This window comes from Chenggangzhangella methanolivorans (genome assembly GCF_042648545.1).
In the GTDB taxonomy this organism is placed as follows: domain Bacteria; phylum Pseudomonadota; class Alphaproteobacteria; order Rhizobiales; family Methylopilaceae; genus Methylopila; species Methylopila methanolivorans.
This window is the reverse complement of sequence record NZ_JBHRXS010000005.1, coordinates 36,208-58,650: the sequence shown is the minus strand read 5'-3', so window position 1 is coordinate 58,650 and position 22,443 is coordinate 36,208. Positions and strand designations below refer to the sequence as shown.

At 71.4% G+C, this 22,443-nt stretch carries 23 protein-coding genes; 11 read left to right on the top strand and 12 right to left on the bottom strand.

All coding sequences use genetic code 11. From position 1 onward, the window contains the following. Window positions 1–44 precede the first annotated feature (44 nt). From ACFOWB_RS09570 to gspD, 8 genes are read right to left on the bottom strand one after another with little or no spacing between them, the layout of a single operon-like run. Window positions 45–944 (bottom strand): type II secretion system minor pseudopilin, encoded by a 900-nt coding sequence (locus ACFOWB_RS09570; RefSeq protein ID WP_378146980.1) that lies wholly within the window; start codon window positions 942–944, stop codon window positions 45–47. Then, the gene (locus tag ACFOWB_RS09565) at window positions 941–1,909 is read right to left on the bottom strand and encodes a hypothetical protein (protein ID WP_261405148.1); all 969 of its coding nucleotides are present in this window, start codon (window positions 1,907–1,909) and stop codon (window positions 941–943) included. The genes ACFOWB_RS09570 and ACFOWB_RS09565 overlap by 4 nt, the downstream gene beginning before the upstream one ends. Further along, entirely contained in the window at window positions 1,910–2,374 is a 465-nt protein-coding gene (locus tag ACFOWB_RS09560) for a prepilin-type N-terminal cleavage/methylation domain-containing protein (protein WP_261405149.1), read from the bottom strand. Beyond that, complete coding sequence (locus ACFOWB_RS09555; RefSeq protein WP_378146977.1) at window positions 2,371–2,856, bottom strand: prepilin-type N-terminal cleavage/methylation domain-containing protein; 486 nt, start codon at window positions 2,854–2,856, stop codon at window positions 2,371–2,373. The genes ACFOWB_RS09560 and ACFOWB_RS09555 overlap by 4 nt, the downstream gene beginning before the upstream one ends. Further along, a complete protein-coding gene (gspG, locus tag ACFOWB_RS09550; RefSeq protein WP_261405151.1) occupies window positions 2,828–3,277 on the bottom strand; it encodes a type II secretion system major pseudopilin GspG in 450 nt (149 codons plus the stop codon). Before gspG ends, ACFOWB_RS09555 begins: the two co-directional genes overlap by 29 nt. A gap of 12 nt (window positions 3,278–3,289) precedes the next feature. Continuing rightward, entirely contained in the window at window positions 3,290–4,501 is a 1,212-nt protein-coding gene (locus ACFOWB_RS09545) for a type II secretion system F family protein (RefSeq protein WP_261405152.1), read from the bottom strand. 20 nt (window positions 4,502–4,521) lie between these two features. Further along, window positions 4,522–5,073: a prepilin peptidase gene (locus ACFOWB_RS09540; protein WP_261405153.1), complete on the bottom strand. Its 552-nt coding sequence runs from the start codon at window positions 5,071–5,073 to the stop codon at window positions 4,522–4,524. Window positions 5,074–5,083: 10 nt separating this feature from the next. Beyond that, window positions 5,084–7,489, bottom strand: a complete 2,406-nt coding sequence (gene gspD, locus ACFOWB_RS09535; protein ID WP_261405154.1) for a type II secretion system secretin GspD — start codon at window positions 7,487–7,489, stop codon at window positions 5,084–5,086. Between the two features lie 743 nt (window positions 7,490–8,232). Here gspD and ACFOWB_RS09530 point away from each other — a divergent pair. From ACFOWB_RS09530 to ACFOWB_RS09510, 5 genes are all read left to right on the top strand, one after another. Continuing rightward, entirely contained in the window at window positions 8,233–8,943 is a 711-nt protein-coding gene (locus tag ACFOWB_RS09530) for a heme-binding protein (protein WP_261405155.1), read from the top strand. A gap of 129 nt (window positions 8,944–9,072) precedes the next feature. Next, the gene (locus tag ACFOWB_RS09525; protein WP_261405156.1) at window positions 9,073–10,749 is read left to right on the top strand and encodes a GspE/PulE family protein; all 1,677 of its coding nucleotides are present in this window, start codon (window positions 9,073–9,075) and stop codon (window positions 10,747–10,749) included. A 93-nt stretch (window positions 10,750–10,842) separates the two neighbouring features. Further along, entirely contained in the window at window positions 10,843–11,913 is a 1,071-nt protein-coding gene (locus ACFOWB_RS09520) for a PilN domain-containing protein (protein WP_378146973.1), read from the top strand. After that, complete coding sequence (gene gspM / locus ACFOWB_RS09515) at window positions 11,910–12,467, top strand: type II secretion system protein GspM (protein WP_378146971.1); 558 nt, start codon at window positions 11,910–11,912, stop codon at window positions 12,465–12,467. Before ACFOWB_RS09520 ends, gspM begins: the two co-directional genes overlap by 4 nt. Continuing rightward, the gene (locus ACFOWB_RS09510) at window positions 12,464–13,147 is read left to right on the top strand and encodes a hypothetical protein (protein ID WP_378146969.1); all 684 of its coding nucleotides are present in this window, start codon (window positions 12,464–12,466) and stop codon (window positions 13,145–13,147) included. The genes gspM and ACFOWB_RS09510 overlap by 4 nt, the downstream gene beginning before the upstream one ends. A gap of 134 nt (window positions 13,148–13,281) precedes the next feature. Here the strand turns inward: ACFOWB_RS09510 and ACFOWB_RS09505 are convergent, their stop codons facing one another. Beyond that, on the bottom strand, window positions 13,282–13,722 hold the full coding sequence (locus ACFOWB_RS09505) for a cyclic nucleotide-binding domain-containing protein (RefSeq protein WP_261405162.1): 441 nt from the start codon (window positions 13,720–13,722) through the stop codon (window positions 13,282–13,284). Window positions 13,723–13,755: 33 nt separating this feature from the next. Further along, on the bottom strand, window positions 13,756–14,442 hold the full coding sequence (locus tag ACFOWB_RS09500; RefSeq protein WP_378146966.1) for a response regulator transcription factor: 687 nt from the start codon (window positions 14,440–14,442) through the stop codon (window positions 13,756–13,758). Between the two features lie 204 nt (window positions 14,443–14,646). Here ACFOWB_RS09500 and ACFOWB_RS09495 point away from each other — a divergent pair, with 204 nt between their 5' ends. From ACFOWB_RS09495 to ACFOWB_RS09485, 3 genes are all read left to right on the top strand, one after another. Further along, entirely contained in the window at window positions 14,647–15,126 is a 480-nt protein-coding gene (locus ACFOWB_RS09495) for a L,D-transpeptidase family protein (protein WP_378146964.1), read from the top strand. Between the two features lie 158 nt (window positions 15,127–15,284). Continuing rightward, a complete protein-coding gene (locus ACFOWB_RS09490) occupies window positions 15,285–16,058 on the top strand; it encodes a Bax inhibitor-1/YccA family protein (RefSeq protein WP_261405163.1) in 774 nt (257 codons plus the stop codon). A 198-nt stretch (window positions 16,059–16,256) separates the two neighbouring features. Beyond that, window positions 16,257–16,652, top strand: a complete 396-nt coding sequence (locus tag ACFOWB_RS09485) for a VOC family protein (RefSeq protein WP_261405164.1) — start codon at window positions 16,257–16,259, stop codon at window positions 16,650–16,652. Between the two features lie 9 nt (window positions 16,653–16,661). Here the strand turns inward: ACFOWB_RS09485 and ACFOWB_RS09480 are convergent, their stop codons facing one another. Beyond that, window positions 16,662–17,216 (bottom strand): hypothetical protein, encoded by a 555-nt coding sequence (locus tag ACFOWB_RS09480; RefSeq protein WP_261405165.1) that lies wholly within the window; start codon window positions 17,214–17,216, stop codon window positions 16,662–16,664. Next, a complete protein-coding gene (locus ACFOWB_RS09475) occupies window positions 17,209–17,727 on the bottom strand; it encodes a hypothetical protein (protein WP_378146960.1) in 519 nt (172 codons plus the stop codon). The genes ACFOWB_RS09480 and ACFOWB_RS09475 overlap by 8 nt, the downstream gene beginning before the upstream one ends. A gap of 130 nt (window positions 17,728–17,857) precedes the next feature. Here ACFOWB_RS09475 and leuB point away from each other — a divergent pair, with 130 nt between their 5' ends. The 3 genes from leuB (at window position 17,858) to ACFOWB_RS09460 (ending at window position 22,439) form a co-directional block, all read left to right on the top strand. Beyond that, window positions 17,858–18,973 (top strand): 3-isopropylmalate dehydrogenase, encoded by a 1,116-nt coding sequence (gene leuB, locus ACFOWB_RS09470; RefSeq protein WP_261405167.1) that lies wholly within the window; start codon window positions 17,858–17,860, stop codon window positions 18,971–18,973. Between the two features lie 172 nt (window positions 18,974–19,145). Beyond that, window positions 19,146–19,571 carry a DUF4174 domain-containing protein gene (locus ACFOWB_RS09465; RefSeq protein ID WP_261405168.1) on the top strand — a complete coding sequence of 142 codons (426 nt, stop codon included), beginning with the start codon at window positions 19,146–19,148 and terminating at the stop codon, window positions 19,569–19,571. 126 nt (window positions 19,572–19,697) lie between these two features. Continuing rightward, on the top strand, window positions 19,698–22,439 hold the full coding sequence (locus tag ACFOWB_RS09460) for a TIGR02302 family protein (protein ID WP_378146957.1): 2,742 nt from the start codon (window positions 19,698–19,700) through the stop codon (window positions 22,437–22,439). Window positions 22,440–22,443 lie beyond the last annotated feature (4 nt).

Sequence of the window (22,443 nt, the reverse complement as noted above, 5' to 3'; positions counted from 1 at the left end):
TGCACCATCTAGGCGCGGCGCGCGGCGTGACGCCCGCATAACGTTCAGCGCCCGGGCCGGCGCTCGATGCGGTCGGTGACGAAATAGAGCGCGTCGGGCGCCCGCGAGGCCGTCAGCACGAAGTCCACCGCGCGGCGCGACCCGCCGCGCTCGGCCTCGACGCGGACCGTGAACGCCTTGGGCTCGCTCTCCACCGTCACGAATTTGGCGGCGTCGCCGAGAAGGCGCTCGACGGCGTCGCTCTGGCCCTCGTTCTGGCGCTCGGTCTGGGCCGCGGCCTTGAGGGCGGGGATCTGGTCGGCGAGCCGGGCCCCGCCGGGAATGAGCCGAAGCGTCGCGACGCTCGCCTCGAGCACCGCGATCTTGCCGTCGGGATTGTGCACGGTGAGGTAAGGCCGCAGCTGCCGCACCTGCGCCGGGGTGACGTCGAGCACGTTCTGAAGCTCGTCGATCCGCTCGAACGGCGCGTTGGCGGGCAGCCGGTTGGGCCCGGCGGCGGAATATTGCGGGATCTCCGCCCCGCCATTGTCGGAGGGTTCGTCGTCGAGGTCGCGATAGTCGATCACCCGGGCCGCGAAGGTCTCGGGCCGCATACCGGGCGCGCCGATCGCGGTCCAGAGCGCCGCGAGCAGCTCCGGCGGCGCGCCGTTGAGATCAATTTTGCCGGCTTCCGAGGCGGCGAACAGCGTCACCACCCCGTCGTTGAGGCGGATGCGCTGGCCGTTCACGAGCTCGGCCGGTCGGCGCAGCGAGAACAGCTCGTAGCCTGCGAGCTCGAGGCCCGACTGCATCAGCGCGTCGATCACAAGCGCTTCGCGCGCCGAGGCCGCGCCCACCACGGCGGTGCGCGTCAGATAGGCGACCGCGGCCGCCAGCCCGCCGAGCACGATCAGCGAGACGAGCACGGAAACGAGAATGAAGCCGTCGCGGCCGCCGCGCCTCACATCGGCTCTCCGTCGGAGCCTTGCCGCCCGGCCGCAGGGCGGCCCGGCTGCGTCGCGCCTCCCGCCCCGCCGGACTGGTCGCGGTCGACGCGGCTGCAGAAGCGCTTTTCGGGATCGGCGCAGCCCGGCTCGCCCGACAGCAGGATCGGCACGCGCAGCGAGCCGAGCGGCCGGCCGGTCGCGATGTCGGAGCGGTCGATCCGCACCGCGGCCGGCATGCGGCGCCGGTCGGTCCAGGCGTCGAGGATCACCTCTTCGCCGTTCTGGTCCTTGTCCACATAGGCGAAGCGGATCCGCTCCGGCCCCGGGGCCACGCGCGCCACGGGGCCGAGGCGAACGGCGTCCGGCCCCTTGGCCTCCGGGCCGATCGCGCCCTCCGCGCGCAGCACCGCGCCCGAGGCGTCGACCTGGTAGACCACGAGGACCGGGGCCCGAAGCCCGGTCGCGAGCTCCGGCGTCAGCGCGAACAGCACCCGCTCCGGGGTGCCCGAGAACACGAAGTTGCGGTCGGGCTCCTTTTCGGCCGCCTGCTGCTCGCCGTCCGGCGACTGGCGGGGATCGGCGTTCGATCGGCCGCCCGTCTGCGGGCCGCCGTCGTCCTCCTCGTTCGAGCCCGGGCGAGGGCGCGCGTTCGGGCTCGCTCCGCCCGGCTGTGCAGCGGCCCGGGTCGGCGTCGCGCCGCCAGCCGTCCGCTCCTCCGGGGCCCAGCGCTGGCGGCTCGTCTGCCGAAGCTCGCTCGCGACGGTCCAGACGGTGCGGCCGGCGACCTCCATGGTCTCGACCCGGAAGGCGGTGCGGTCGGCGGAGCGGCGCAGCATGCCCGTGAAGGCGAGCAGCGCCGCGATCAGCAGCGCCGAGATCGCGAGCGCCGACAGCGCCTCGACCAGCAGGAACCCGTCGCGGCCCGAGCCTGGACAGCCCCCGCCGGAACGTCGCGGCCCCCGGCCGTCCGCCCGCGCGCCCATCTACTCCACCTTCGTCAGGTGAAGCGTCTCGATCGTGAGCGGGCGCCCGCGCCCGTTCGCGACCGACACGACGACGCGCATCGGCTTCCAGCGCGCGGCCTCCTCGGCCTGCTTGCGCGCGGCCTGCGGATCATCGCCGCCGGCCCCTTCCCCGCCCGCGGCGGCCCCGGCCTTCGGCGGCGGCGCGGCCTGCAGCGGCAGGACGATCGGCTCGGTCGAAACCGTCCAGGCCAAGCCGTCGGTCTCGCCGGTCCGCACGCCGGGCGCGGCGGCGAGCCGGTCGAGCTCGGTCTCGACGAGCGAGCGCGCCACCGCCTCGGCCGCAAGCGTCGACTGGGCGCGGTCGAGCCCGAGCCGCGCGGTCACGAAGCCGCGCACCGTCACGACCATCACGACCGCGAGCACGACGAGCGCCACCAGCGTCTCGATCAGCGTGAAGCCCGCCCGGGCGCCGCCGCGCGTCATTGCGCGCGCCTGTCGTCGGCGCGGATCTCGACCGCGGAGGTGAGGCGGTCGACGGTGAGCTTCAGCCGCCGCCCGCCGCCGGCGTCGAGCGTCAGCTCGCCGCCGCTCGAGCGGCCGTCGGGAAAGAAGCGGAATCCGGAGAAGCGGTCGGCGGAGAGCCGCATGCCGATCGCGGTCGGCATCCACACCGTCTCGGCGCCCGCCCCGGAGGCGACGCGGCGGCGGCCGAAATCGACGACGCTCGCCACCTCCTTGTCGAGCCGGCGCGCGGCGTCGCGGTCCTTGCGCAGGAGAGCCGCGGCCTCGTAGGCCTTGGTGCGGAGCGCGGCGCCGCCGTCGAACGGGCGCGCCCGCGGCAGCGCCAGCGTCGCCACCAGCGCGATCAGCGCGAGCGCGAGCATCAGTTCGATGAGCGCGAAGCCCCCGCGGGCGCCGCGCCCCGACCGTAATCCGTCAGTCGTTGACGATGTCGGCCGCGTCACCTTCGCCTCCGCGGCGGCCGTCCGAGCCGAGCGACGAGATCCCGTATGCCTTGGTGCGGCCGGGCGTGCGGTATTCGTACGCGTTGCCCCACGGGTCCATCGGAATGGATCCCTGCTGGACGTAGGGACCGGCCCACTTGTCCTGGCCGGCCGGGGCCTTCACCAGCGACTGGAGCCCCTCCGAGGTCGTCGGGTAGCGGCCCATGTCGAGGTAGTAGAGGTCGAGCGCCGCCGAGAAGGACTGGAGCTGCAGCCGCGCGGCGCGCTCGCGCGAGCTCGACAGATAGCCGAGGACGCGGGGGCCCACGAGGCTCATCACGAGCCCGAGGATGACCAGCACGACGAGCAGCTCCACCAGCGTGAAGCCGCCCGTGCGGTCGCGGCGCGAAGCCCTGTCGGGGCGGGTCCTGAAAATCGTCATGCGCGGAAAACCCTACACCAGAAGATCGTTGATGCTCGTCAGCGCCGTCATCACCGACACGATAAGCCAGCCGACGAGCGCCGCCACAAGCATCATCATCACGGGACCGATGACGGCGACGAGACGGCGCAGGCTCGTCTCGAGCTTCGTCTCGTAGAAGCTCGAGATCCGCGACGCGCTGTCCGGAAGCCGCCCGGACTCCTCTCCCACGCGCAGCATCTGCGTCACATGCGCCGGAAGGAAGGCGTGCCGCGACAAGGCCTCCGACAGCCGGTGGCCTTGCCGCACGTCCGCGATCGCGGCGTCGATGGCGAGCGCGGCCGAGGGCACGCGCACGATGTCGCGGATGAGCCGCAGCGCGTTGGTGATCGGCACGCCGTTCGCCAGCAGGATCGCGAGCGTGCGGCAGAAGGTGACGGTGAGCTCGTGGTTGAGCATCGTGCCGGTCAACGGCAGCCGGGAGAACAGGCGCACGAACAGGTTGCCGCCGCGGCTCAGGCGGCTTGCGAGCAGCAGGAGCACGAGCGCGCCCGCGACGCCGATCACCAGCAGGTCGACATTGTCGCGGAACCAGCGCGACAGGTCGAACACGAAGGTGGTCGAGGGCGACAGCCGCGAGCGAAACCCCTGCAGCGCGCCCTCGAACTGCGGGATGACGAACAGCAGCACGAACGACATCACGCCGAGCGCCGCGACGAACAGGAAGGCCGGATAGGCGATCGCCGAGGTGAAGGAGCGCTTCAGCTTCTCGTTGCGCTGCCGCTCGGTCGCGATGTCGGAGAGCGCTTCCTCGAGCCGGCCGGCGCTTTCGGCCACCTGCACGGTCTGGACATAGACCGGCGGGAAGGAGCGCGGGTGAAGGCTGAGCGCCTGGCTGAAGCTCTTGCCGCCCGCGATCTCGAGATGAAGCTCCTCGATGAGCCGCACGAGCCAGCGCCGCCGCTCCATCTGGGTCAGGATCATCAGCGCCTGGTTGAGCGGCACGCCGCCCTTCAGCAGCATCGCGAGGTCGAGCGTGAAGCCGGTGATGTGCTCGGGCGAGGGCTCGGGCGTCAGCTGCTCGCGCCAGCTCCGCTTCGGCTTGCCGTCGGTCTCGAAGGCCGAGACGGGCGTGAAGCCCGCGCGGTCGAGTTCGGCCAGCACTTCCGCGCGCGAGGCCCCCTCCATGGAGCCAGCCACCATCCGGCCCGCAGGGTTGATGGCCTTGTATTCGAACAGCGCCATGGCGGGTCAGCCGGCCGCGGTCATGCGAGCAGGTCCGCGGCCTGTTCGAGGCCCGAGCCCCACACCGCAAGGACCGCCGGCGCAAGCAGCGCGCCGAGCGGAAGACGCGCCTCGGCGGAGCTGCGCAGCGCGAGCGCGACCGCAAGGCCCGCGAGCGAGGCTGCGAACAGCGCGAGCGCGAAGCCCGCCGGGCCCACCAGAACGCCGGCGGCCGCCGCGAGCTTCACGTCGCCGAAGCCCAGCCCGTCATGGCCGCGCAGCCGGTAGTAGATCTCCCGCACGCCCCACAGCGCCGCCCCACAGAGCGCGCCGGAGCCGAGCGCGAGCAACGCGGTTTCGGACGAGAACCCGTCGGAGGCGAAGCGGACGCCGAGCGCTAACGCGCCCAGCGCGAAATTGGCGCCGTCCGGGATCGTGAAGTCGCGCACGTCGCTCCAGGAGATCCAGATGACGGCGAGGCAGAGCGCGAGCGCGCCGGTCGGCGCGGCGGTGCGCGGTTCGAACGCGATCAGCGCCGCCAGAGCGAGCGCGGCGGCCGCGACCCCGGTTTCGAGCATGACGTCGCGCGCCATGGCCGGCGCGTCACTTCGAATAATTGGCCCGCGTCGCGCCCTGCGGCGGGCGCGCGACCAGGAGCCGCGACCGGAACTCCTCGGCGACCGACTGCGCGTCCTCGCCGGTGCGGATGACGGTCGGCCGGATGAAGACGACGAGCTCGGTGCGCTGGTTGAGGCGCGAGCGCTGGCCGAACAGGCCGCCGACGCCCGGCAGGTCGCCGAGCAGCGGCACCTGGTTCTTGCCGCGCTCGTCGCGCTTGGAGATGAGGCCGGCGAGCAGCACCGTCTGGCCGCTGGTGACCGAGATGTTGCTGGCCACGCGGCGCTTCGACAGCGTCGGCGTCAGCGTGTTGGCGCCGCTGCCGCCGCGCACCGAGGAGATTTCCTGCTCGATCTGCATGGTGACGGCGTCGTTGGAGCCGATGCGCGGCGTGACGTTCAGGATCACGCCCGTGTCCTTGTACTCGACCGAGCTCAGCAGCGAGGGGTTGTTGGGGTTCACCTGGTTGGCGGTGGCGAGCGACTGGGTCTGGACCGGCACCTCGTCGCCGACCTGGAAGTTCGCCGGCTGGTTCTCGGCGACGACGAGCGAGGGCGAGGACAGCACCTCGACGTCGGTGACCTGGTCGAGCGCGGAGATCAGCACGTCCGGGCTCGAATTGGTGCCGAGCAGGATGTTGAAGCCCGGCGCGAGCTTGCCGAGCGCGTTGGCGGCGCTGCCGAACAGGCTGACCGAGCCGTTGTTGTTGCCGAGCCCGACATTCTGAGACTTCACGAAATATTCGACGCCCTGCTTCATCTCGTCGTTCAGCGTCACCTCGGCGATGGTGGCCTGGATCGCGACCTGAAGCGGCGCGCTGTCGAGCTGGCGGAGCGCGGCGAGGATCTTCTGGTAGGTGTAGCCGTCGGCGTAGACCACCACGGCGTTGTTGGCGGGGTCGGCGCTGATCAGCACGTTCGCGCGATCGCCCTGCGACTGGCTGGTGAGGTCGATCGAGTCGCCGCCGCTCTCCTGGCCGGACTGAGAGCCCTCGGTCTGCTCGCCGAAATTCGGGTTGTTGAAGGCCGACTGCTGCCCGGCGCCCGCGCGCCCCTGCAGCGAGGCGCGGGCGGCGTCGGAGCCAGAGCTCGACGAGCCCGAGCCGAAGCTCGAGGAGCCGGAGCCGAAGCCCGACGATGAGGAGGAGCCGCTTTCCGATCCGTTGCGGTCGAACGCCGAGGAGCTCGCGCCCGCGCTGCGCTGGCCGGTGCTCGCCGAGGCGCCGCGGCCGCCGTCGCCGCCGGCCCGGAACAGGGTCGAGACGATGCGGGCGAGCTCCTTGGAGTCGCGGTACCGCGCCTTGTAGACGAAGACGTTCTCGGAGCCGCTCTGGGTGTCGCGGTCGAGACGGCGCACCCAGGTCTCGGCGCGCTTCAGCAGCGCCGGGTTCTTGCTCACCACCATCACGGCGCGCAGGCGCCCGATCGGCTTGAACTGAATGACGCCGCCGGAAGCCCCCTTCTCGGCGTCGAACACGCGGTTGAGCTCGGCCACGACCGCGTCCGGCGCGGCGCGGCGGACCTCGTAGATGCCGACCGCCTGGTTCTGCATCCAGTCGGCGTCGAACGACATGATGGCCTCGATGGCCTCCTGGCGCTTCGAGCCGGGGCCGCGCACCACCATGGCGTTGCGCGCCTGGTCGACCCGCAGGCCGTCGTTCTCGGTGATGAAGCCCGCGACGAGCTTGCCCATGGTGGCGGCAGAGACGTGGCGCAGCGGCACGACCGAGACGCCATAGCTCGGCTGCGTGGCGAAAGGCGTGTCGACCACGCCGCCGCCGACCGAGGTCGGCGCGATGCGGTAGCCGCCGGCCGACTTCGTCATCGAGAAGCCGTTGGCGTTGAGCGAGGCCTCGAGCGCCGAAAGCAGCTCCTGGCTGTTCATGGCGCGCGGCGAGGAGATCGTGACCTTGCCCGAGACGTCCTCGGTCATGGTGTAGTTGATGCGCAGCGTCTCGCCGAGCACCGCCTGGACGACCTCGCGCACGTCCGCATTCTCGAAATTGAGGCGATAGGCGCCGCCGCGCGCGCCGTTCCCGGCCTCGCTCTGGCCTACGGCGCCGCCCTCGTCGGCGTCGCCCACGAAGGCCATCGGCTTCAGCGTCGCCTCCGAGCCCGCAGGGCCGTCGGTCGCGACGATGTTGGTGGTCGCGGAGTTCGCGACGGTCATCGCGAGCGGGCCCGAGCGCTCCGATCGCGGCTGGCGCGCCTTGAGATCGGTGAACAGGCCGGTGTTCATCAGCGAGGAGCGCGGAGCCGCCTCCTCGGTGGTCGCCGAGCAGCCGACGAGCATGCCGAGGCACGCCAGTCCGCCCGCAACGACGCCCGCGAAACGCACCGCATTCATCACCAACACCCCGAACCACGCAGCCCCGAGCTGCGAAGATTTCATTGAAAGCGCTGGAACGGCAAAAGTCAAACCAAGGCGAAGCGCGAGAATTTGGTTAAAACAGCGTCGTAAAATCGAGATAATCGGGCGCAGGAAATAATTTCAATGCTTGACGAAAACGCGATTAACAACATTCCGACACACGTTTAATAACAAAGAAAGAAACGATGCGACGAAAGTCGGCGAGAGCAGCGCCGAGGCGCCGTTTCGACTCGGAAGCGGCCTGACGAGACGTCTGCGGCGCAGCCGCGCCCGGCGGGGTTCGCCATTGCGGCCGCACGACAACTTTCCGCCCGCGCGCCGCCTCATTCCAAGCTGGGGTCATCTGCGTCATGATGATGTCGCAGGGCCACACCCGCCGCATCTTGGTCGGAACCAACTAAGACCAAAGTTTCGAGCACGATCTGGATCGGTAGACGCCCAACGAAATCAGGCCCAGCCAAGTTGTCGACCGTCGTCATCTGGCTGTCGCGACAACGGAATCTTGAGGTCGGACAGAATTCGCCGTTGACTTGGACGCCCCCGTCGCGCTCAGGTGGTATCTGGCAGGCAGGCGATCGTCCTTGACGCGCATGCCGGCGCATCCGCGTCGCGTTCCCGATTTCAAACCGCATTTTTCGGTCCCCGGCTCGCGCAGATCGAGCCGGCAAAGAACGCTCGACGGCTTCGGACGCCTGGGTCCGACCGGCCGGACGCGCGCGTTCCGGATCCGATCTCGAAAATCCGATCTCCAAGGGAGCACTGGCATGAAGACGTTCGACAAGAAGATGTTCTGCGCCGCGCTCGTCGGCCTCGCCGCGACGGTCGCCGCGGGCCGCGCCGAAGCCGCCTGCCCGGTCACCCCCGAGGCGCTGAAGTCCGCGCTCGTCAAGGCCGACGAGAAGGACTCGACCGGCCTCAACAATCATTACTGGGCGGTGGCGGTCGACCGCACCGGCGCGGTCTGCGCCGTCGCCTATTCGGGCGAGACCACCGCGAGCCAGTGGCTGCTCTCGCGCCAGATCGCGGCCGCCAAGGCGTTCACCGCCAACGGCCTCAGCCAGGACGGCGCGCCGCTCTCCACCGCTCAGCTCTATCCGTGGGTTCAGGGCAGCCCGAGCGGCGGCAATCCGCTGTTCGGCCTTGCGGCCGGCAATCCGCTCGACGGCGCGACGGTCTATGACGGCAATTACGACAAGTTCGGCACCGCGCAGGATCCGCTGATCGGCAAGCGCGTCGGCGGCACGATCACGTTCGGCGGCGGCGTCGGCCTCTATGACGGCGACAAGGCGATCGGCGGGCTCGGCCTGTCGGGCGACACCGCCTGCGCCGACCACTCGACCGCCTGGCGCACCCGCAAGCTCCTGAAGCTCGCGCCCTCGAACCCGACCGACAAGCTCACCTTCGACGACCTCGCCGGCCACCCCCACTGCCCGAACGACGCCGACACGCAAGGCGTCAACAAACCCAACGCCTGACCGGCCTCCGATCACATCCTTCGACGCGCGCCGGCCAGCCCGGCGCGCGTTCGTTTTTGTCGATTAAGCTCTTCGCGATATGCTGTCCCGGCCCGGACCCGCTCCGTCCCGGTCCCACAGACGCCGGACATGAACGCACCGACGCCGCCACCGACAGAACTCGCCGGACATCTGAACCGGCTCGGCCTCCTGGTCGACATGCCGGCGCCCGCCGACCGGCCGGCCTCGGCCGCGCGCGCGAGCGGCGAAGCCGAGGCGCTGTGGCGCGCGGGCGCTGTCCCGGCGCCCGACCTCGCCGAAGCGCTCGCCGGGCTCCACCGCGTGCAGCGCATGAGCTTCGCGGAGGTCGCCGCCGCCCGCCCGCGCATCGAGGGGCTGTCGCGCAACTTCCTGCGCGAGGCCTTCGCCTATCCGTTCGAGCTCGACGGCGCCGTCGCGATCGCGGTCGCGGACCCGACCGGCGAGCATCTGCCGGCCGTCCGGCTCGCGCTCGGAGGCGCGCCGCGGCTCGTGATCGTCTCCTTCGAGGAGATCGACCTGCTGTTCGAGCGGGCGACGCCAGACGCCGCGGGCCATGCGGCGCAGGGCGCGGACGCCGCCGCCGCGGCCGACACCGTCGAGGCGCTGAAGGATCTTGCGCGCGGCGCGCCGGTGGTGCGGCTCGTCGACCAGCTCATGGAGCGGGCGATCGACCTCGGCGCCACCGACATCCACATCGAGACCGGCCGCGACGAGCTGCGCGTGCGGCTTCGCGTCGACGGCCATCTGCGCACCGAGCAGACCGCCCCCCGGCACCTCGCCGCCGCGGTCATCTCGCGCGTAAAAATCCTCGCCAATCTCGACATCGCCGAGCGCCGCCTGCCGCAGGACGGGCGCGCCAACGTGTTCATCGGCCGCAACGAGGCGGATCTGCGCGTCGCCACCATGCCGACCATGTATGGCGAGACGGCCGTGCTGCGCATCCTCTTGAAGGATTCGCGCCTGCTCGAATTCGAGCGCATCGGCCTCGGCGGGCGCGATCTCGCGGCCTTCAAGTCGCTGCTCGCCGAGCCCCATGGCATCGTCATCGTCACCGGGCCGACGGGCTCGGGCAAGACCACGACGCTTGCGACCGCGATGCAGGTGCTGAACGACCCGACGCGCAAGATCGTGACCGTCGAGGACCCGATCGAGTACCAGATCCCGGGCGTCCACCAGACCCAGATCAAGCCGTCGATCGGGCTCACCTTCGCGACCGCGCTGCGCTCGTTCCTGCGCCACGACCCCGACGTCATCATGGTGGGCGAAATGCGCGACGCCGAGACCGCCGCGGTCGGCGCGCAGGCCGCGCTCACCGGCCATCTCGTGCTGACGACGCTCCACACCAATTCGGCGACCGATTCGGTGGTGCGCCTCGCGGACATGGGGGTCGAGAGCTATCTCATCGCCTCGGCGCTGCGCGGCGTGCTCGGCCAGCGCCTCGTGCGCCGGCTCTGCGAGCGCTGCAAGCGCGAGGACGCGCGCGAGGCCGAGACGGCGCGCGCGCTCGCCGAGGAGCGCGGCTTCCGCATCGACCCGATGGCGCGCTTCTTCGCCGCGCAGGGCTGCGCGGCCTGCGGCCAGACCGGCTATCGCGGCCGCGTCGGCGTGTTCGAGGTGATGCGGGTGGACGACCACGTCCGCAGCATGATCCGCGAGAACCCGGATCCGACCGCGATGCTGGCCGCGGCCCGCAAGGGCGGCCTCACCACCATGCTGGAGGACGGCGTGGCGAAAGCCGGCCGCGGAATGACCACCATCTCTGAAGTGTTGCGGACGACGGGTTAGACTGCCCCGCCGCGGATTGACCGCGGGTCGGCGGCGGATAAGGCTCGCGGCCGAAATCGCGTGACAGCCGGTTGAGGCGAAGGTTCGGGTCGCATGTCGCTCCAGGGCGTATTCAGGACGGCGGTGGACGACCTCGTGGCGCTCGCCCAGCCGCTCGCGGCGCGGGCCGGCGCGCGCGACCGCCTTGTGGCCCTGGCCGAGGGCGACGAGCTCACGCTCTATGAGGTTCCGGCGAACGGCGCGCCCAAGCGGCTGCCGGCAGGCGCGCGCAAGCGCGGCGGCCAGCCGACCGAGCTTCGCCTTCCCGCCGAAACCGTCCTGATGCGCACGCTCGCGCTGCCGGCGGCCGGCCGCGACTATCTGGACCCGATCGTCGAGCACCGGCTCGAACGGCTGATCCCCTGGTCGCCCGACCGCGCGCTCTACGGCTACCGGGTCTCGGGCGAAACCGAATCGGGCGAGCTGTCGGTCGACCTCGCCGCGACATCGCGCGACATCGCCGACCGCTGGCTCGCCAAGGCGTCGGCGCGCGGCCTCGAGCCGACCTCGATCGGCTCCGCGTCCGAGCCTCTCGACCAGCCGCTCGAGATCGACCTCTGGCGCGGCGCGCGCGACACCGCGCAGATCCGCGCCCGGCGCACGGTGGCGTTCGCCGCCGCGATCGTGGCCGCGGTCGTCGTCCCGGCGCTCGGGCTCTCGCTCTACGCCTCCTACGCCGCCGAAACGCGCCTCGCCGACATCGAGCATCGCCAGAACAGGGCCCGGGCGACGCTCGCGGCGGCGGCCGGCGCCGGCGCCGGCTCCCACGAGGCCGCGCTCATCAAGGCCAAGCGCCCCGACGACGCGATGACGACGCTGATCGACCGGCTCGCCCGCGCCGTGCCGGCCGACACCGCGCTGCGCGACCTCGAGATCGACGAGGGCCGGATCCGCATCGCCGGCTCCTCCTCGGCCTCGCCGGGGCTGATCGCCAAGCTCGAGGCGAGCGGCCTCACCCGCGAGACCCGCTTCGCCGCCCCGGTGACGCGCGCGCCGGACGGGCGCGACCTGTTCGAGATCCTCGCCGCGCGGGTGCGGCCCGACGGCGCGCGCACCGCCGACGCCTCCGCCGCCGGGCGCGCGCCCGCGCCCTCCTCATCTCCGTTCCAGGATCCCCGCCCGTGAGCGCCGAACCGCGTCCGATCCGCCGGGTCGTCACCGGCGCGCTCGCGGTCGCGCTGCCGCTCGGCGCGCTGATCTTCGCGGCCGTGACCTTCCTGCAGGCGAGCGAGACCGAGGCGCTCGCCGACCAGCAGGAGGCGACCGTCGCGGCGCTCGAGCTGCGCGCCGCCCGCATCCGCGAGAGCGCCGGATCGGGGCTCGACGCCTCCTCGATCTATCTGCCGGGCGACGGCGTCGAGATCGCGCGCGCCGAGCTGCAGAAGCTCCTGACCGACGCCGTCGGCGAGGCCTCGGGCCGCCTGATCGAGACGCAGGAGCCCGGCTCCGTGCGCGACGCCGACGCGCCCGACGACGGGCGGGTGGAGCTGCGCGTGACCTTCGACGTGACCAATGACGGCCTGCTCGAGATGCTCTACGGCCTCGAGACCCGCCTGCCGCTGCTCACCATCGAGCGGCTGGAGGCCCGGCGGCTCGACGCCGAGGCTGACGCCGCCGACGAGGACCCGACGCTTCGGGTCAGTCTGGTCGCGCGCGGCCACAGGAAGCTTCCCTCATGAGGCGCGCCCCTCTCCTTCTCGTCCTTGCGGGCGCCGGCGCGATGCTCGCCGTCGCCGCCGCCGCGCAGAATTCCGACGGGCCGGAGGGCGTCGAGCCGCAGGAGCCGCCCGCCGCGGCCGACGGCCGGGAGCCGCGCGCGGCCGAGGCGCCCTCGCGGGAGCGCGCCGAAGAGGCCGACGAACCCGCCGCCGCGCGGGACGAGGCCGGGACGGAAGCGCCGGCTTCCGCGCCGTCGCCCGACATCGCCGCGCTCAATCCGCTCGCCGGCCTCGACAAGGGCTCTCTCGCGGGCTTTCGGGACGCGCCGCTGTTCACGCCCTCGCGGCGCCGTCCCGCGCCGCCGCCCGCGGTCGCCGAAGCCCCTCCCCCGCCGCCTCCTCCGCCCCCGCCCGAGCGCGCGCCCGCGGCGGCGCCGGAGCTGAAGCTTGCGGGCGTCGTCGAGGGTCCCGAGGGCGCGGTCGCGATCGTGGAGAACGGCGGCGAGATCGAGCGGCTGCGGCTCGGCGACCAGGTCGACGGCTGGCTCGTCACCGGCATCGAGGGTTTTACGCTGAAGGTCACGCTCGACGACCGCGAGCACGAGTACCGCATGTTCCAGCGCGCCGAAGGCAAGCCGGCGGCGGCGAGCGGCGACGAGGACGACTCCTCGTCGGGCGACGATTCCGACGAGGACAATTAGGGCTGGGGACATCCGGTCAGCGCAGCCGTCATGCCCGGCGGCGGCCGGGCGTCCACGACTTTCTAGGGGACGTCGAACTCTACGCCAACGTCGTGGATACCCGCGACGACGCGGGCATGACGCCGCCGCGTTCCTCAGCGGCGCAGCAGCGCCTCGATCGACTTGAGCTCCGCGACGTTCGCCTTCAGCCGCTGCGCGAGCCGGGCGTGAAGGTTGCGGGCGAGGTCGGGATATTCGTCGAACAGCCGCGCGAACAGGCCGCGGGCGATTCGCAGCACCTCGGTCGGCTCGACGGCGACGGCAGTCGCCGGACGGGAGACGTCGGCGATGAGCGCAAGCTCGCCCACGAGCGTCGAGCGGCCGACCGTGATCTCGCCGCCCGGACGCACGAGCCTCAGCGAGCCTGACGCGACCACATAGCCGCAGTCGGCCCGCTCGCCCTCGCGAAACAGCTCGTCGCCCTCGGCGAGCCGCACCCGGTCCGCCGAAAACGCGATGAGCCGCTGCGCGTCCCGGCCGAGCTGGTCGAGCAGCGGCGTCTCGCTCAACGTCCTGATGTCGTCCTCGAGCGCCACGCGCCCCCGCTACGCAACTGGATAAGTCGTCCCCTATGGAACGAGCTTATATCCTCCGGCCTCCGTGACCAGCAGCCGCGCGTTGGACGGATCCGCCTCGATCTTCTGGCGAAGACGATAGACGTGGGTCTCGAGCGTATGCGTGGTCACGCCCGAATTGTAACCCCAGACTTCCTGAAGAAGAGTTTCTCTCCCCACCACCGACGATCCGGCCCGATAGAGGAAGCGCAGGATCGCGGTCTCCTTCTCGGTCAGGCGGATCTTGGCGTTCTTGTCGGTGACGAGCACCTTGCCGCCCGGCTTGAACGTGTACGGCCCGATCGTGAAGATCGCGTCCTCGCTCGCCTCGTGGCTGCGAAGCTGGGCGCGGATGCGTGCGAGAAGGACCGCGAATCGCACGGGCTTGGCCACGTAGTCGTTCGCGCCGGCCTCGAGGCCGAGAATCGTGTCGGCGTCCGAATCCTGCCCCGTGAGCATGATGACCGGTCCGCGATAGCCGTCGCGGCGCATCACCTTCACGGCCTCGCGGCCGTCCATGTCGGGAAGTCCGACGTCCATGATGATCAGGTCGACATGCTCGCCGCGGACGTGAGCGATGGCGGGCTGGGCCGACCCCGCCTGGGCGGGCTCGAATTCTTCGTGGAGGTCGAGCTGCTCGACGAGTTCGGTACGGAGGTCGGCGTCGTCTTCGACGACAAGGATCTTGCGCTTGGTGGCCATTCAACGTCTCTTGGAAGCCGGCCCAGTGCAGCCGGCAGTCGTGAACTAGACAGGCGCCGCCCGTTCGGCAAGGCGCGTTTCGGGACGCGTTTCATGCCCAAAACGCCCTTCAGGCGAACTTTCGTCCGCAAAAAGCGCATCGAAAGGGTCATCGTCCGGCCCCGCGCCGGCGACCGCGCGCGCGGTCGCCTGGAGGCCGGCGGCATGGCGTTCCCTTGCGCGCTCGGGCCCGCCGGAACGGTCACGACGAAGCGCGAGGGGGATGGCGGAACGCCGCGCGGCCGCCTCGCCTTGCGCCGCCTCTTCCGCCGCGCAGACCGCGGCCCGCGGCCGCCCTCGGGCCTCGACACGCGAACCATCCGGACCACCGACGGCTGGTGCGACGCGCCCGGTCACCGCCGGTACAATCGATTGATTACATTGCCGTTTTCCGCATCGCACGAGACCCTGTGGCGCGACGACGGGCTCTACGACCTCGTGGTCGAGCTCGGCTGGAACGACCGCCCCGCCACGCCCGGCCGAGGCTCTGCCATCTTCCTCCACGCCGCCCGCCCCGGCTTCTCGCCGACCGCAGGCTGCGTGGCGGTGGAGCCGCGCTTCCTCCGCCGCCTCGTCGCCCGCCTCGCCAGGGGCGCCTGGCTCGACGTGGAGCCGCGTCCGCGCAAGTCGAAGAGGGGACGTTAACCCTCGGGCGTCGTCACGCTCCATCTGACGAAGATGTCAGAACCTGCGACCGCTCGCGAACTTGTGCGCTACGGGCCCCATCCCATATCGTTCTCAACCAATGGAACGCCGTGATCCGGCGGACCTGACGGTAACCTGTTCCGAAGGGACGACGATCAATGTCGGACTACAATCGCAACGCTCTCGGCCGAACCTACGGCCAGACGTCGGCGCCGAGCATGGAGATCGACCAGGGCCTCCGGTCGTACATGCTGAGCGTCTACAATTACATGTCGATCGGCCTGGCCATCACCGGCCTCGCGGCGATCGGCGCGTTCATGCTCGCCGTGTCGTCCGAGCCGACCGGCGCGGTGGCGCGCGGTATGAACCTCACGCCGTTCGGCGTGATGCTCTACACGAGCCCGCTGAAGTGGGTGGTGCTGCTCGCCCCGCTCGCCATGGTGTTCTTCCTCTCCGCGCGCCTCCACAAGATGAGCGCGGCGGGCGGCCAGATCGCCTTCTACGTCTTCGCCGGCCTGATGGGCCTGTCGCTGTCGTCGATCTTCCTGGTCTACACCGGGGCGTCGATCGGGCGAGTGTTCTTCATCACCGCGGCGGCGTTCGGCGCGCTCAGCCTCTGGGGCTACACGACCAAGAAAGACCTGACGGGCATGGGCTCGTTCCTGGTGATGGGCCTGTTCGGCATCGTCATCGCGAGCCTGGTGAACCTGTTCTTCCAGTCCTCGATGGTCCAGTTCGTCGTGTCGGTGCTCGGCGTGGTCATCTTCTCGGGCCTGACCGCCTATGACACGCAGCGCATTAAGGAAATGTACTACGAGATGGACGACGACGGCACGATGAGCCGCAAGGCCATCCTCGGCGCGCTGTCGCTCTACCTCAACTTCATCAACCTGTTCACCGCGCTGCTGTCGCTGTTCGGCAACCGCGAGTGATCAGGGACCGCTCCGGCCCTCGGGTTGGAGACGCCTGAACCGAGGCCCCGGCGGAAACGCCGGGGCCTTTTGTTTTGGCGGAACGCCCGACGTCGGCCGCCCCTTCCCCCGCTGCGGAGGAGGGAACTTTGCGCGTCGCGCCTCGAACACGCTGCGCCGCGCTCCATTTAGCCCCGCCGAGTTTCAGGGAGCGCCGCCATGGCCAAGATGATCCATTCGATGATCCGCGTGACCGACGAGGCGCGCTCGCTCGCCTTCTACGAGACGGCGTTCGGCCTGAAGGTCGCCGACCGCTACCCGTTCGAGGGTTTCACGCTGATCTATCTCCGCAACGCCGAAACCGGCTTCGAGCTCGAGCTGACCGTCAACGCCGACCGCTCCGAGCCCTACGATCTCGGAAACGGCTACGGCCATCTGGCGCTGTCGGTCGACGACCTCGAGGCCGAGCACCAGCGCGTCACTGACGCCGGGCTGAACCCCAACCGGCTCAAAACCATGGAGCGCGACGGCAAGCCCTTCGCCCGCTTCTTCTTCATCTCCGACCCGGACGGCTATAAGATCGAGGTGCTGCAGCGCGGCGGCCGGTTCATCTGAGGGCGGCCGTCAGCCGACGAGCCGCACGGCCGCGTCGAAGGCGTCGGTCCACAGCCTGCAACAGACGATCCCGGCGACGGCCGCCGCCGGGAGGGACGCCGCGCGGGGTCGGGCGGCGAGAGCGACGAGCGCGGCGGCGAGGGCCGCGGTCGCGAGCAGGAAGAGCGCGACCAGCGCCGCGAAAGGCAGGGCCGCAAAGGCGCCGAAGACGAACAGCGCGATGACGAGCGGCGCCGTGACGAAATAGGCGAGCCGCCTTTTGCGTTTCGCCCATCGGGCCGCCGCCCGGCGGCGGCGCGCGACGGCGAGCCGCGTGGGATCGCCGACCACCTCATGCGTCGCGATCATCGCCATGACGAAGATGGCGAGCGGAACGCCGGCGCCGCTCAGCCGGACATAGGCCGCTCCCCCGAGCTCCGCCCATGGCGTCCCCTCGACAGCCACGCCGACGAAGGCGGCGAGGACCGGCGCGAGCGCGGCCACGGCCGCCATCGCGACGACCTCGCGGCTCCGGCGCGCCTTGAGCGCGGGGCCGCGGCCGCTGGCGGCGGCGACATCAGCCATGCAGGAACCAGGCGAAGCCGGCGCCGAAGGCCAGGGCGAACAGCTTGCCTCCAAGGCCGAACCCGTCCGCGAAGCTCCGCAGGATGGCGGCGTGGATCAGGACCGCGGCGGCGATGGCGACCGCCAGCACGGCGCGCCAGAACTCGATCTCGCCTCCGACCAGCGCCAGCGTCGCGAGCGGGCCCCAGATCAGCAGGTGGAGCAGCCATGGCCTCCGCTTCAACGCGACGATCGCCCGCCGCCGGAGACGTCGGCGGAAGGCGGAGAAATCAGACGCAAGCTCCATAGCCATGGCGACGGCCGCGCAGACCGCGAAGAACGCGGCGTGCTCGAGAACGAGGCGAAAGCCTGCTCCGATCCATGGTTGGCCCCAGGGCTGCCCCGAACGCCAAAGCGCCAGCGCGACGCCGAACGGAACCCCGGCGACGACGAAGGCCGCAGCCCCCGCGATCCGCCCGATCCGCGCCGGCGCCTCCGGTCGTCGCGCCGCGGCGATCGGAGAAGGCTGCAAGGTCTCCATACCGCCCCTCGGCGCTGGTGATCGGACTGTCACTATGGCCGCGCCGGGCGCCGCTTGCCAATCCATGCCCGCCCCGCCTAAGACGCGCCCGCGACATTCAAGAAGACGCGCGAGGACCCCAATGGCCACCCAGAACATCCTGCTGCTCCCCGGCGACGGCATCGGCCCGGAGGTGATGGCGGAGGTCCGTCGGGTTCTCGCCGTCATCGAGGCCCGCGGCGTGCTTTCGCTCTCGATCGACGAGGGCCTGGTCGGCGGCGCGGCCTATGACGCGCACGGCGTGGCGGTTTCGGACGGCGACGTCGAGAAGGCCAAGGCCGCCGACGCCGTGCTGCTCGGCGCGGTCGGCGGTCCGAAGTGGGACGGCGTGCCCTATGAGCACCGCCCGGAAGCCGGCCTGCTGCGCCTGCGCAAGGATCTCGAGCTCTTCGCCAATCTTCGCCCGGCGATCTGCTACCCGGCGCTCGCGGATTCCTCCGCGCTCAAGCGCGAGCTCGTCGACGGCCTCGACCTGATGATCGTGCGCGAGCTCACCGGGGGCGTCTATTTCGGCGAGCCGAAGGAGATCACCGACCTTCCGAACGGCCAGAAGCGCGCCGTCGACACCCAGGTCTACGAGACCTACGAGATCGAGCGCATCGCCAAGGTCGCGTTCGAGCTCGCGCGCGTGCGCGGCGGCCGCGTCACCTCGGCCGAGAAACGCAACGTCATGAAGTCGGGCCTTCTCTGGAACCAGGTGGTCACCGCGATCCACAAGTCGGGCGGCTACGAGGACGTCAAGCTCGACCACATGCTCGCCGACGCGCTCGGCATGCAGCTCGTTCGCGCGCCCAAGGAGTTTGACGTCATCGTCACCGACAATCTGTTCGGCGACATCCTTTCCGACGTCGCCTCGATGCTGACCGGCTCGCTCGGCATGCTGCCCTCGGCCTCGCTCGGCGCCGAGGACGAGAACGGCCGCCGCAAGTCGCTCTACGAGCCGGTGCACGGCTCGGCGCCCGACATCGCGGGCAAGGGGATCGCGAACCCGCTCGCCATGATCGCGAGCCTCGCGATGGCGCTGAAATATTCGCTCGGCAAACCCGACGTCGCCGACCTCCTCGACAAGGCGATCTCCGAGACGCTCGGCGAAGGCCTGCGCACCGGCGACATCTGGTCGGAGGGCATGACCAAGGTCGGCACGACCGAGATGGGCTCGGCGGTCGCCAAGAAGTTCGAGGCGCTGCTCGGCGCCTGAGGCTGAGGAGCGGCGTCCGACGGCGCCGCTCGTGTCCTGCGCCACCTTGCGGGTGGCCCCCTCCTCCGCCCGGGCGGAGGAGGACCACGAGATCGGAGCGGGCGGCGCCCTCTCCGATCACCGCGGCGCGAGCCCGCTTGACGGCCTGCCGCCGGGCGCCAGTTCGTCTCTCATGAGACCGCTCCTCGCCGCCGCGGCCCTCGTCGCCGCCTTCGCCGCCCCCGCCTTCGCCGCGGGGCTCGACGCCTATCTCTGGAAGTCGCGACCCGTGATCGTGTTCGCGCCGGAGCGCGACCAGCCCGAAGCCGCCGACCAGCTGAAACGGCTCGCGGCCGCGCGCGCGACGCTCGAAGACCGCGACATGCCGGTCTTCGTCGTGACCAGGCGCCAGGTCTCGCCGCTGTCCGGCGGCCGCGCGCCTGCGACGCTCAACGCGCAGGACCTCCGCAAGACTTACGGCGTCGCCGACGACGCCTTCGCCGTCGTGCTCGTCGGCAAGGACGGCGGCGAGAAGCTGCGTTCGGCGGAGCCCGTCGAGGCCGCGCGCCTCACCGACCTCGTCGACACGATGCCCATGCGCCAGGGCGAGGCGCGCTGAGCGCCGGAGCGGTCGCGATCACGAGCCGGTGACGGCGCGCCTCCGCCCAAAGGTGGCCATGCGCGTCGTCCATGCTAGCCTCTGCTGCGTAAAGCGTCGGGCGGACCGCCCGAAGGAGGCCGGGCTTTGACCGAGAGCCGCGACACCGAACATCGCCGGGACGACGCCGGAGCCCGCCCGCTGGTCGAGCGGGCGATCGCTCGGGCGCGGCTCGCGCTGATGTGGGAAGGCGCCTGGCCCTGGCTCGCCGCGGGTTCGATCGTCGTCGCCCTTTTCCTCGCGGTCTCCTGGTTCGGCCTGTGGGACGCGCTGCCGCCGTGGGGCCGCATCGTCGGCGTGGCGCTCTTCCTGTTCGCGTTGCTGACGGCGCTCGCCCCCCTCATCCGCTCGGTCGTTCCCGACCGGCGCGCCGCGCTCGGCCGCGTCGACCGCGCGACCGGCGTCGCGCACCGGCCCGCGACGAGCCTTGACGACGAGCTCGCCTCGGTCGCGGGCGAAGACCCGATGACCCGCGCGCTGTGGGCCGCGCATCGCGACCGCATGCGGCGCGAGGCCGGCCGCCTCAAGGTCGGCGCGCCCGCGCCCCGGCTCGCCGCGCGCGATCCTTACGCGCTGCGCTTCCTCGTCGGCCTCGTGCTGGTCGCGGCCTTCGCGGTCGCCGGCTCCGACCGCGGCGCGCGCGTGGCTGCGGCCTTCGATTGGACCTCGCCCGCCGCCGACGTTCCGCCCGCGCGGCTCGACGCCTGGGTGGCGCCGCCCGGTTATACGGGCCGCCCGCCCGTGTTCCTCACCGCCCGCGCGGCCGGCGCCGGCGAGCCGCGCCCCGAGGAGCGCGCCGCGGCGCTTCCCGCCGAGCCCGGCTCCGACGTCGTGTCCGTGCCGGCGAACGCCACGCTCGTGATCCGCGGTTCCGGCGGCGCGGTCGCGGTGGAGGCCAAGGGCGGGGCCGAGCCGGTCGAGACGCCGGGCCGCCCGCCCGAAGGCGTGGTCGAGCGCCGCTTCAAGCTGACGGCCGACGCCGAGGCGCGCGTGATGGCGGCCGGCGCGCCCGACCGCGTCTGGCGCTTCACGGTGATCCCCGACCGGACGCCCTCCATCGAGCTGACGCGGCCGCCGCAGATGAACGCGCGCGGCACCGCCACCCTCGCCTATGAGGTCAAGGACGACTATGGCGTCGCCGGCGCCGAGGCGCGCTTCGAGCTGAAGCCGCAGATCTTGCCGAAGACGCCCCGCTACGCCCGCGGCTACACGCCGGGCGAGGACGCGGCCGGCGCGCGCCGGCCGCTCTACGAGGCCCCCAAGGTCGCGCTCGGCCTGCCGCGCGCCCGCGCCAAGGAAGGCAAGGCCGAGACGCCGCTCGACGTCATGGAGCATCCCTTCGCCGGCGCGGACGCCGTGATGACGCTCGCGGCCCGCGACGAGGCCGGGCAGGAGGGGCTTTCGAAGCCACACGAGATCAAGCTTCCGGCGCGCGACTTCACCAAGCCGCTCGCGCGCGCGCTCGTGGAGCAGCGCCGCACTCTCGCGCTCGACGCCAACGCCAAGCCGCGCGTGCTCTCGGCGCTTCGGGCGCTCAACCTCTATCCCGAGCAGTTCACCACCGACGCCGCGGTCTATCTCGGCGTCACCACCGCCTATCGCCGGCTCGAGATCGCAAAGTCCGACGACGAGCTGCGCGCGGCGGCCGACTATCTCTGGGAGATCGCGCTCCGCATCGAGGACGGCGACCTGCCGGACGCCGAACGCGAGCTGCGCGCCGCCGAACAGAAGCTGCGCGAGGCGCTGGAGAGGGGCGCCTCCGAGGAGGAGATCAAGAAGCTCACGCAGGATCTCCGGGCCGCGCTCGAGAAGTTCATGAAGGAGATGGCCGAGCAGCAGCGCCGCGATCCGAACGCCCAGCAGCAGCAACAGGCCCAGCAGGGCCAGCGCGGCAAGGAGATCCGTCCGCAGGACCTGCGCGACATGATCGACAAGATGGAGAAGCTCGCCAAGGACGGCGCGAAGGACGCCGCCAAGCAGGCGCTCGCCGACCTCAAGAACATGCTCGACAACCTAAAGAACGCCCAGCGCAGCCAGCCGAGCCCCGAGCAGCAGGCCCAGCAGCAGCAGCTCAACAAGCTTCAGGAGATGATCCGCGAGCAGCAGAAGCTGCGTGACCAGACGTTCCAGCAGTATCGCCAGAACGACCGCCAGCAGCGCAACCAGCGCAGCCAGCAGAACCGCCGCCAGCAGCAGAACCCCGAGGGCGAGCAGGCCATGAAGGACCTCGCCCAGCAACAGCAGCGTCTGCGCGAAAAGCTCGACCAGCTGCGCAAGGAGCAGGGCCAGAGCGGCGAGCAGGAGCAGGGACAGGAAGGCCAGCAGGCCGAGCGGCAGGAGGGCGAGCAGGACGGCCGCCAGCGCCGCCCCGGCGGCGAACAGGGCGCGGGCCAGGAGGAGCAACAGGGCGAGTCCGACCAGCCGGGGCAGAACGCGCTCGGACAGGCGGGCAAGAGCATGGGCGAGGCTCAAGGGTCGCTCGGCCAGGGCCAGACCGGCGAGGCGCTCGACCAGCAGCAGAAGGCGCTCGAGCAGATGCGCAAGGGCGCGCAGGCCATGGCCGAGGCGATGCAGCAGGGCCAGGGCCAGCCCGGGCAGCAGGGCCAGGAGGGCCAGCAGGGCGCGCAGAACGGCGAGGAAGGCCGTGACGACGATCCGCTCGGCCGCCCCGTGCGGCGGCGCGAGAGCGACGGCGACACCACCAAGGTGCCCGGCGAGATCGACGCCCAGCGGGCGCGGCGCGTTCTGGAGGAGCTCCGGAAGCGTCTCGGCGAGGCCGACCGCCCGCGCGACGAGCTCGACTACATCGAGCGCCTGCTCGCGCCGTAAAGGC

Bases quoted from the DNA above. Each gene is read 5' to 3' on its own strand.
- ACFOWB_RS09565 (WP_261405148.1), bottom strand. From the start codon at position 1,909: ATGGGCGCGCGGGCGGACGGCCGGGGGCCGCGACGTTCCGGCGGGGGC.
- ACFOWB_RS09560 (WP_261405149.1), bottom strand. From the start codon at position 2,374: ATGACGCGCGGCGGCGCCCGGGCGGGCTTCACGCTGATCGAGACGCTG.
- gspG (WP_261405151.1), bottom strand. From the start codon at position 3,277: ATGACGATTTTCAGGACCCGCCCCGACAGGGCTTCGCGCCGCGACCGC.
- ACFOWB_RS09545 (WP_261405152.1), bottom strand. From the start codon at position 4,501: ATGGCGCTGTTCGAATACAAGGCCATCAACCCTGCGGGCCGGATGGTG.
- ACFOWB_RS09540 (WP_261405153.1), bottom strand. From the start codon at position 5,073: ATGGCGCGCGACGTCATGCTCGAAACCGGGGTCGCGGCCGCCGCGCTC.
- gspD (WP_261405154.1), bottom strand. From the start codon at position 7,489: ATGAAATCTTCGCAGCTCGGGGCTGCGTGGTTCGGGGTGTTGGTGATG.
- ACFOWB_RS09530 (WP_261405155.1), top strand. From the start codon at position 8,233: ATGAAGACGTTCGACAAGAAGATGTTCTGCGCCGCGCTCGTCGGCCTC.
- ACFOWB_RS09525 (WP_261405156.1), top strand. From the start codon at position 9,073: ATGAACGCACCGACGCCGCCACCGACAGAACTCGCCGGACATCTGAAC.
- ACFOWB_RS09520 (WP_378146973.1), top strand. From the start codon at position 10,843: ATGTCGCTCCAGGGCGTATTCAGGACGGCGGTGGACGACCTCGTGGCG.
- ACFOWB_RS09510 (WP_378146969.1), top strand. From the start codon at position 12,464: ATGAGGCGCGCCCCTCTCCTTCTCGTCCTTGCGGGCGCCGGCGCGATG.
- ACFOWB_RS09500 (WP_378146966.1), bottom strand. From the start codon at position 14,442: ATGGCCACCAAGCGCAAGATCCTTGTCGTCGAAGACGACGCCGACCTC.
- ACFOWB_RS09495 (WP_378146964.1), top strand. From the start codon at position 14,647: ATGGCGTTCCCTTGCGCGCTCGGGCCCGCCGGAACGGTCACGACGAAG.
- ACFOWB_RS09490 (WP_261405163.1), top strand. From the start codon at position 15,285: ATGTCGGACTACAATCGCAACGCTCTCGGCCGAACCTACGGCCAGACG.
- ACFOWB_RS09485 (WP_261405164.1), top strand. From the start codon at position 16,257: ATGGCCAAGATGATCCATTCGATGATCCGCGTGACCGACGAGGCGCGC.
- ACFOWB_RS09480 (WP_261405165.1), bottom strand. From the start codon at position 17,216: ATGGCTGATGTCGCCGCCGCCAGCGGCCGCGGCCCCGCGCTCAAGGCG.
- leuB (WP_261405167.1), top strand. From the start codon at position 17,858: ATGGCCACCCAGAACATCCTGCTGCTCCCCGGCGACGGCATCGGCCCG.
- ACFOWB_RS09465 (WP_261405168.1), top strand. From the start codon at position 19,146: ATGAGACCGCTCCTCGCCGCCGCGGCCCTCGTCGCCGCCTTCGCCGCC.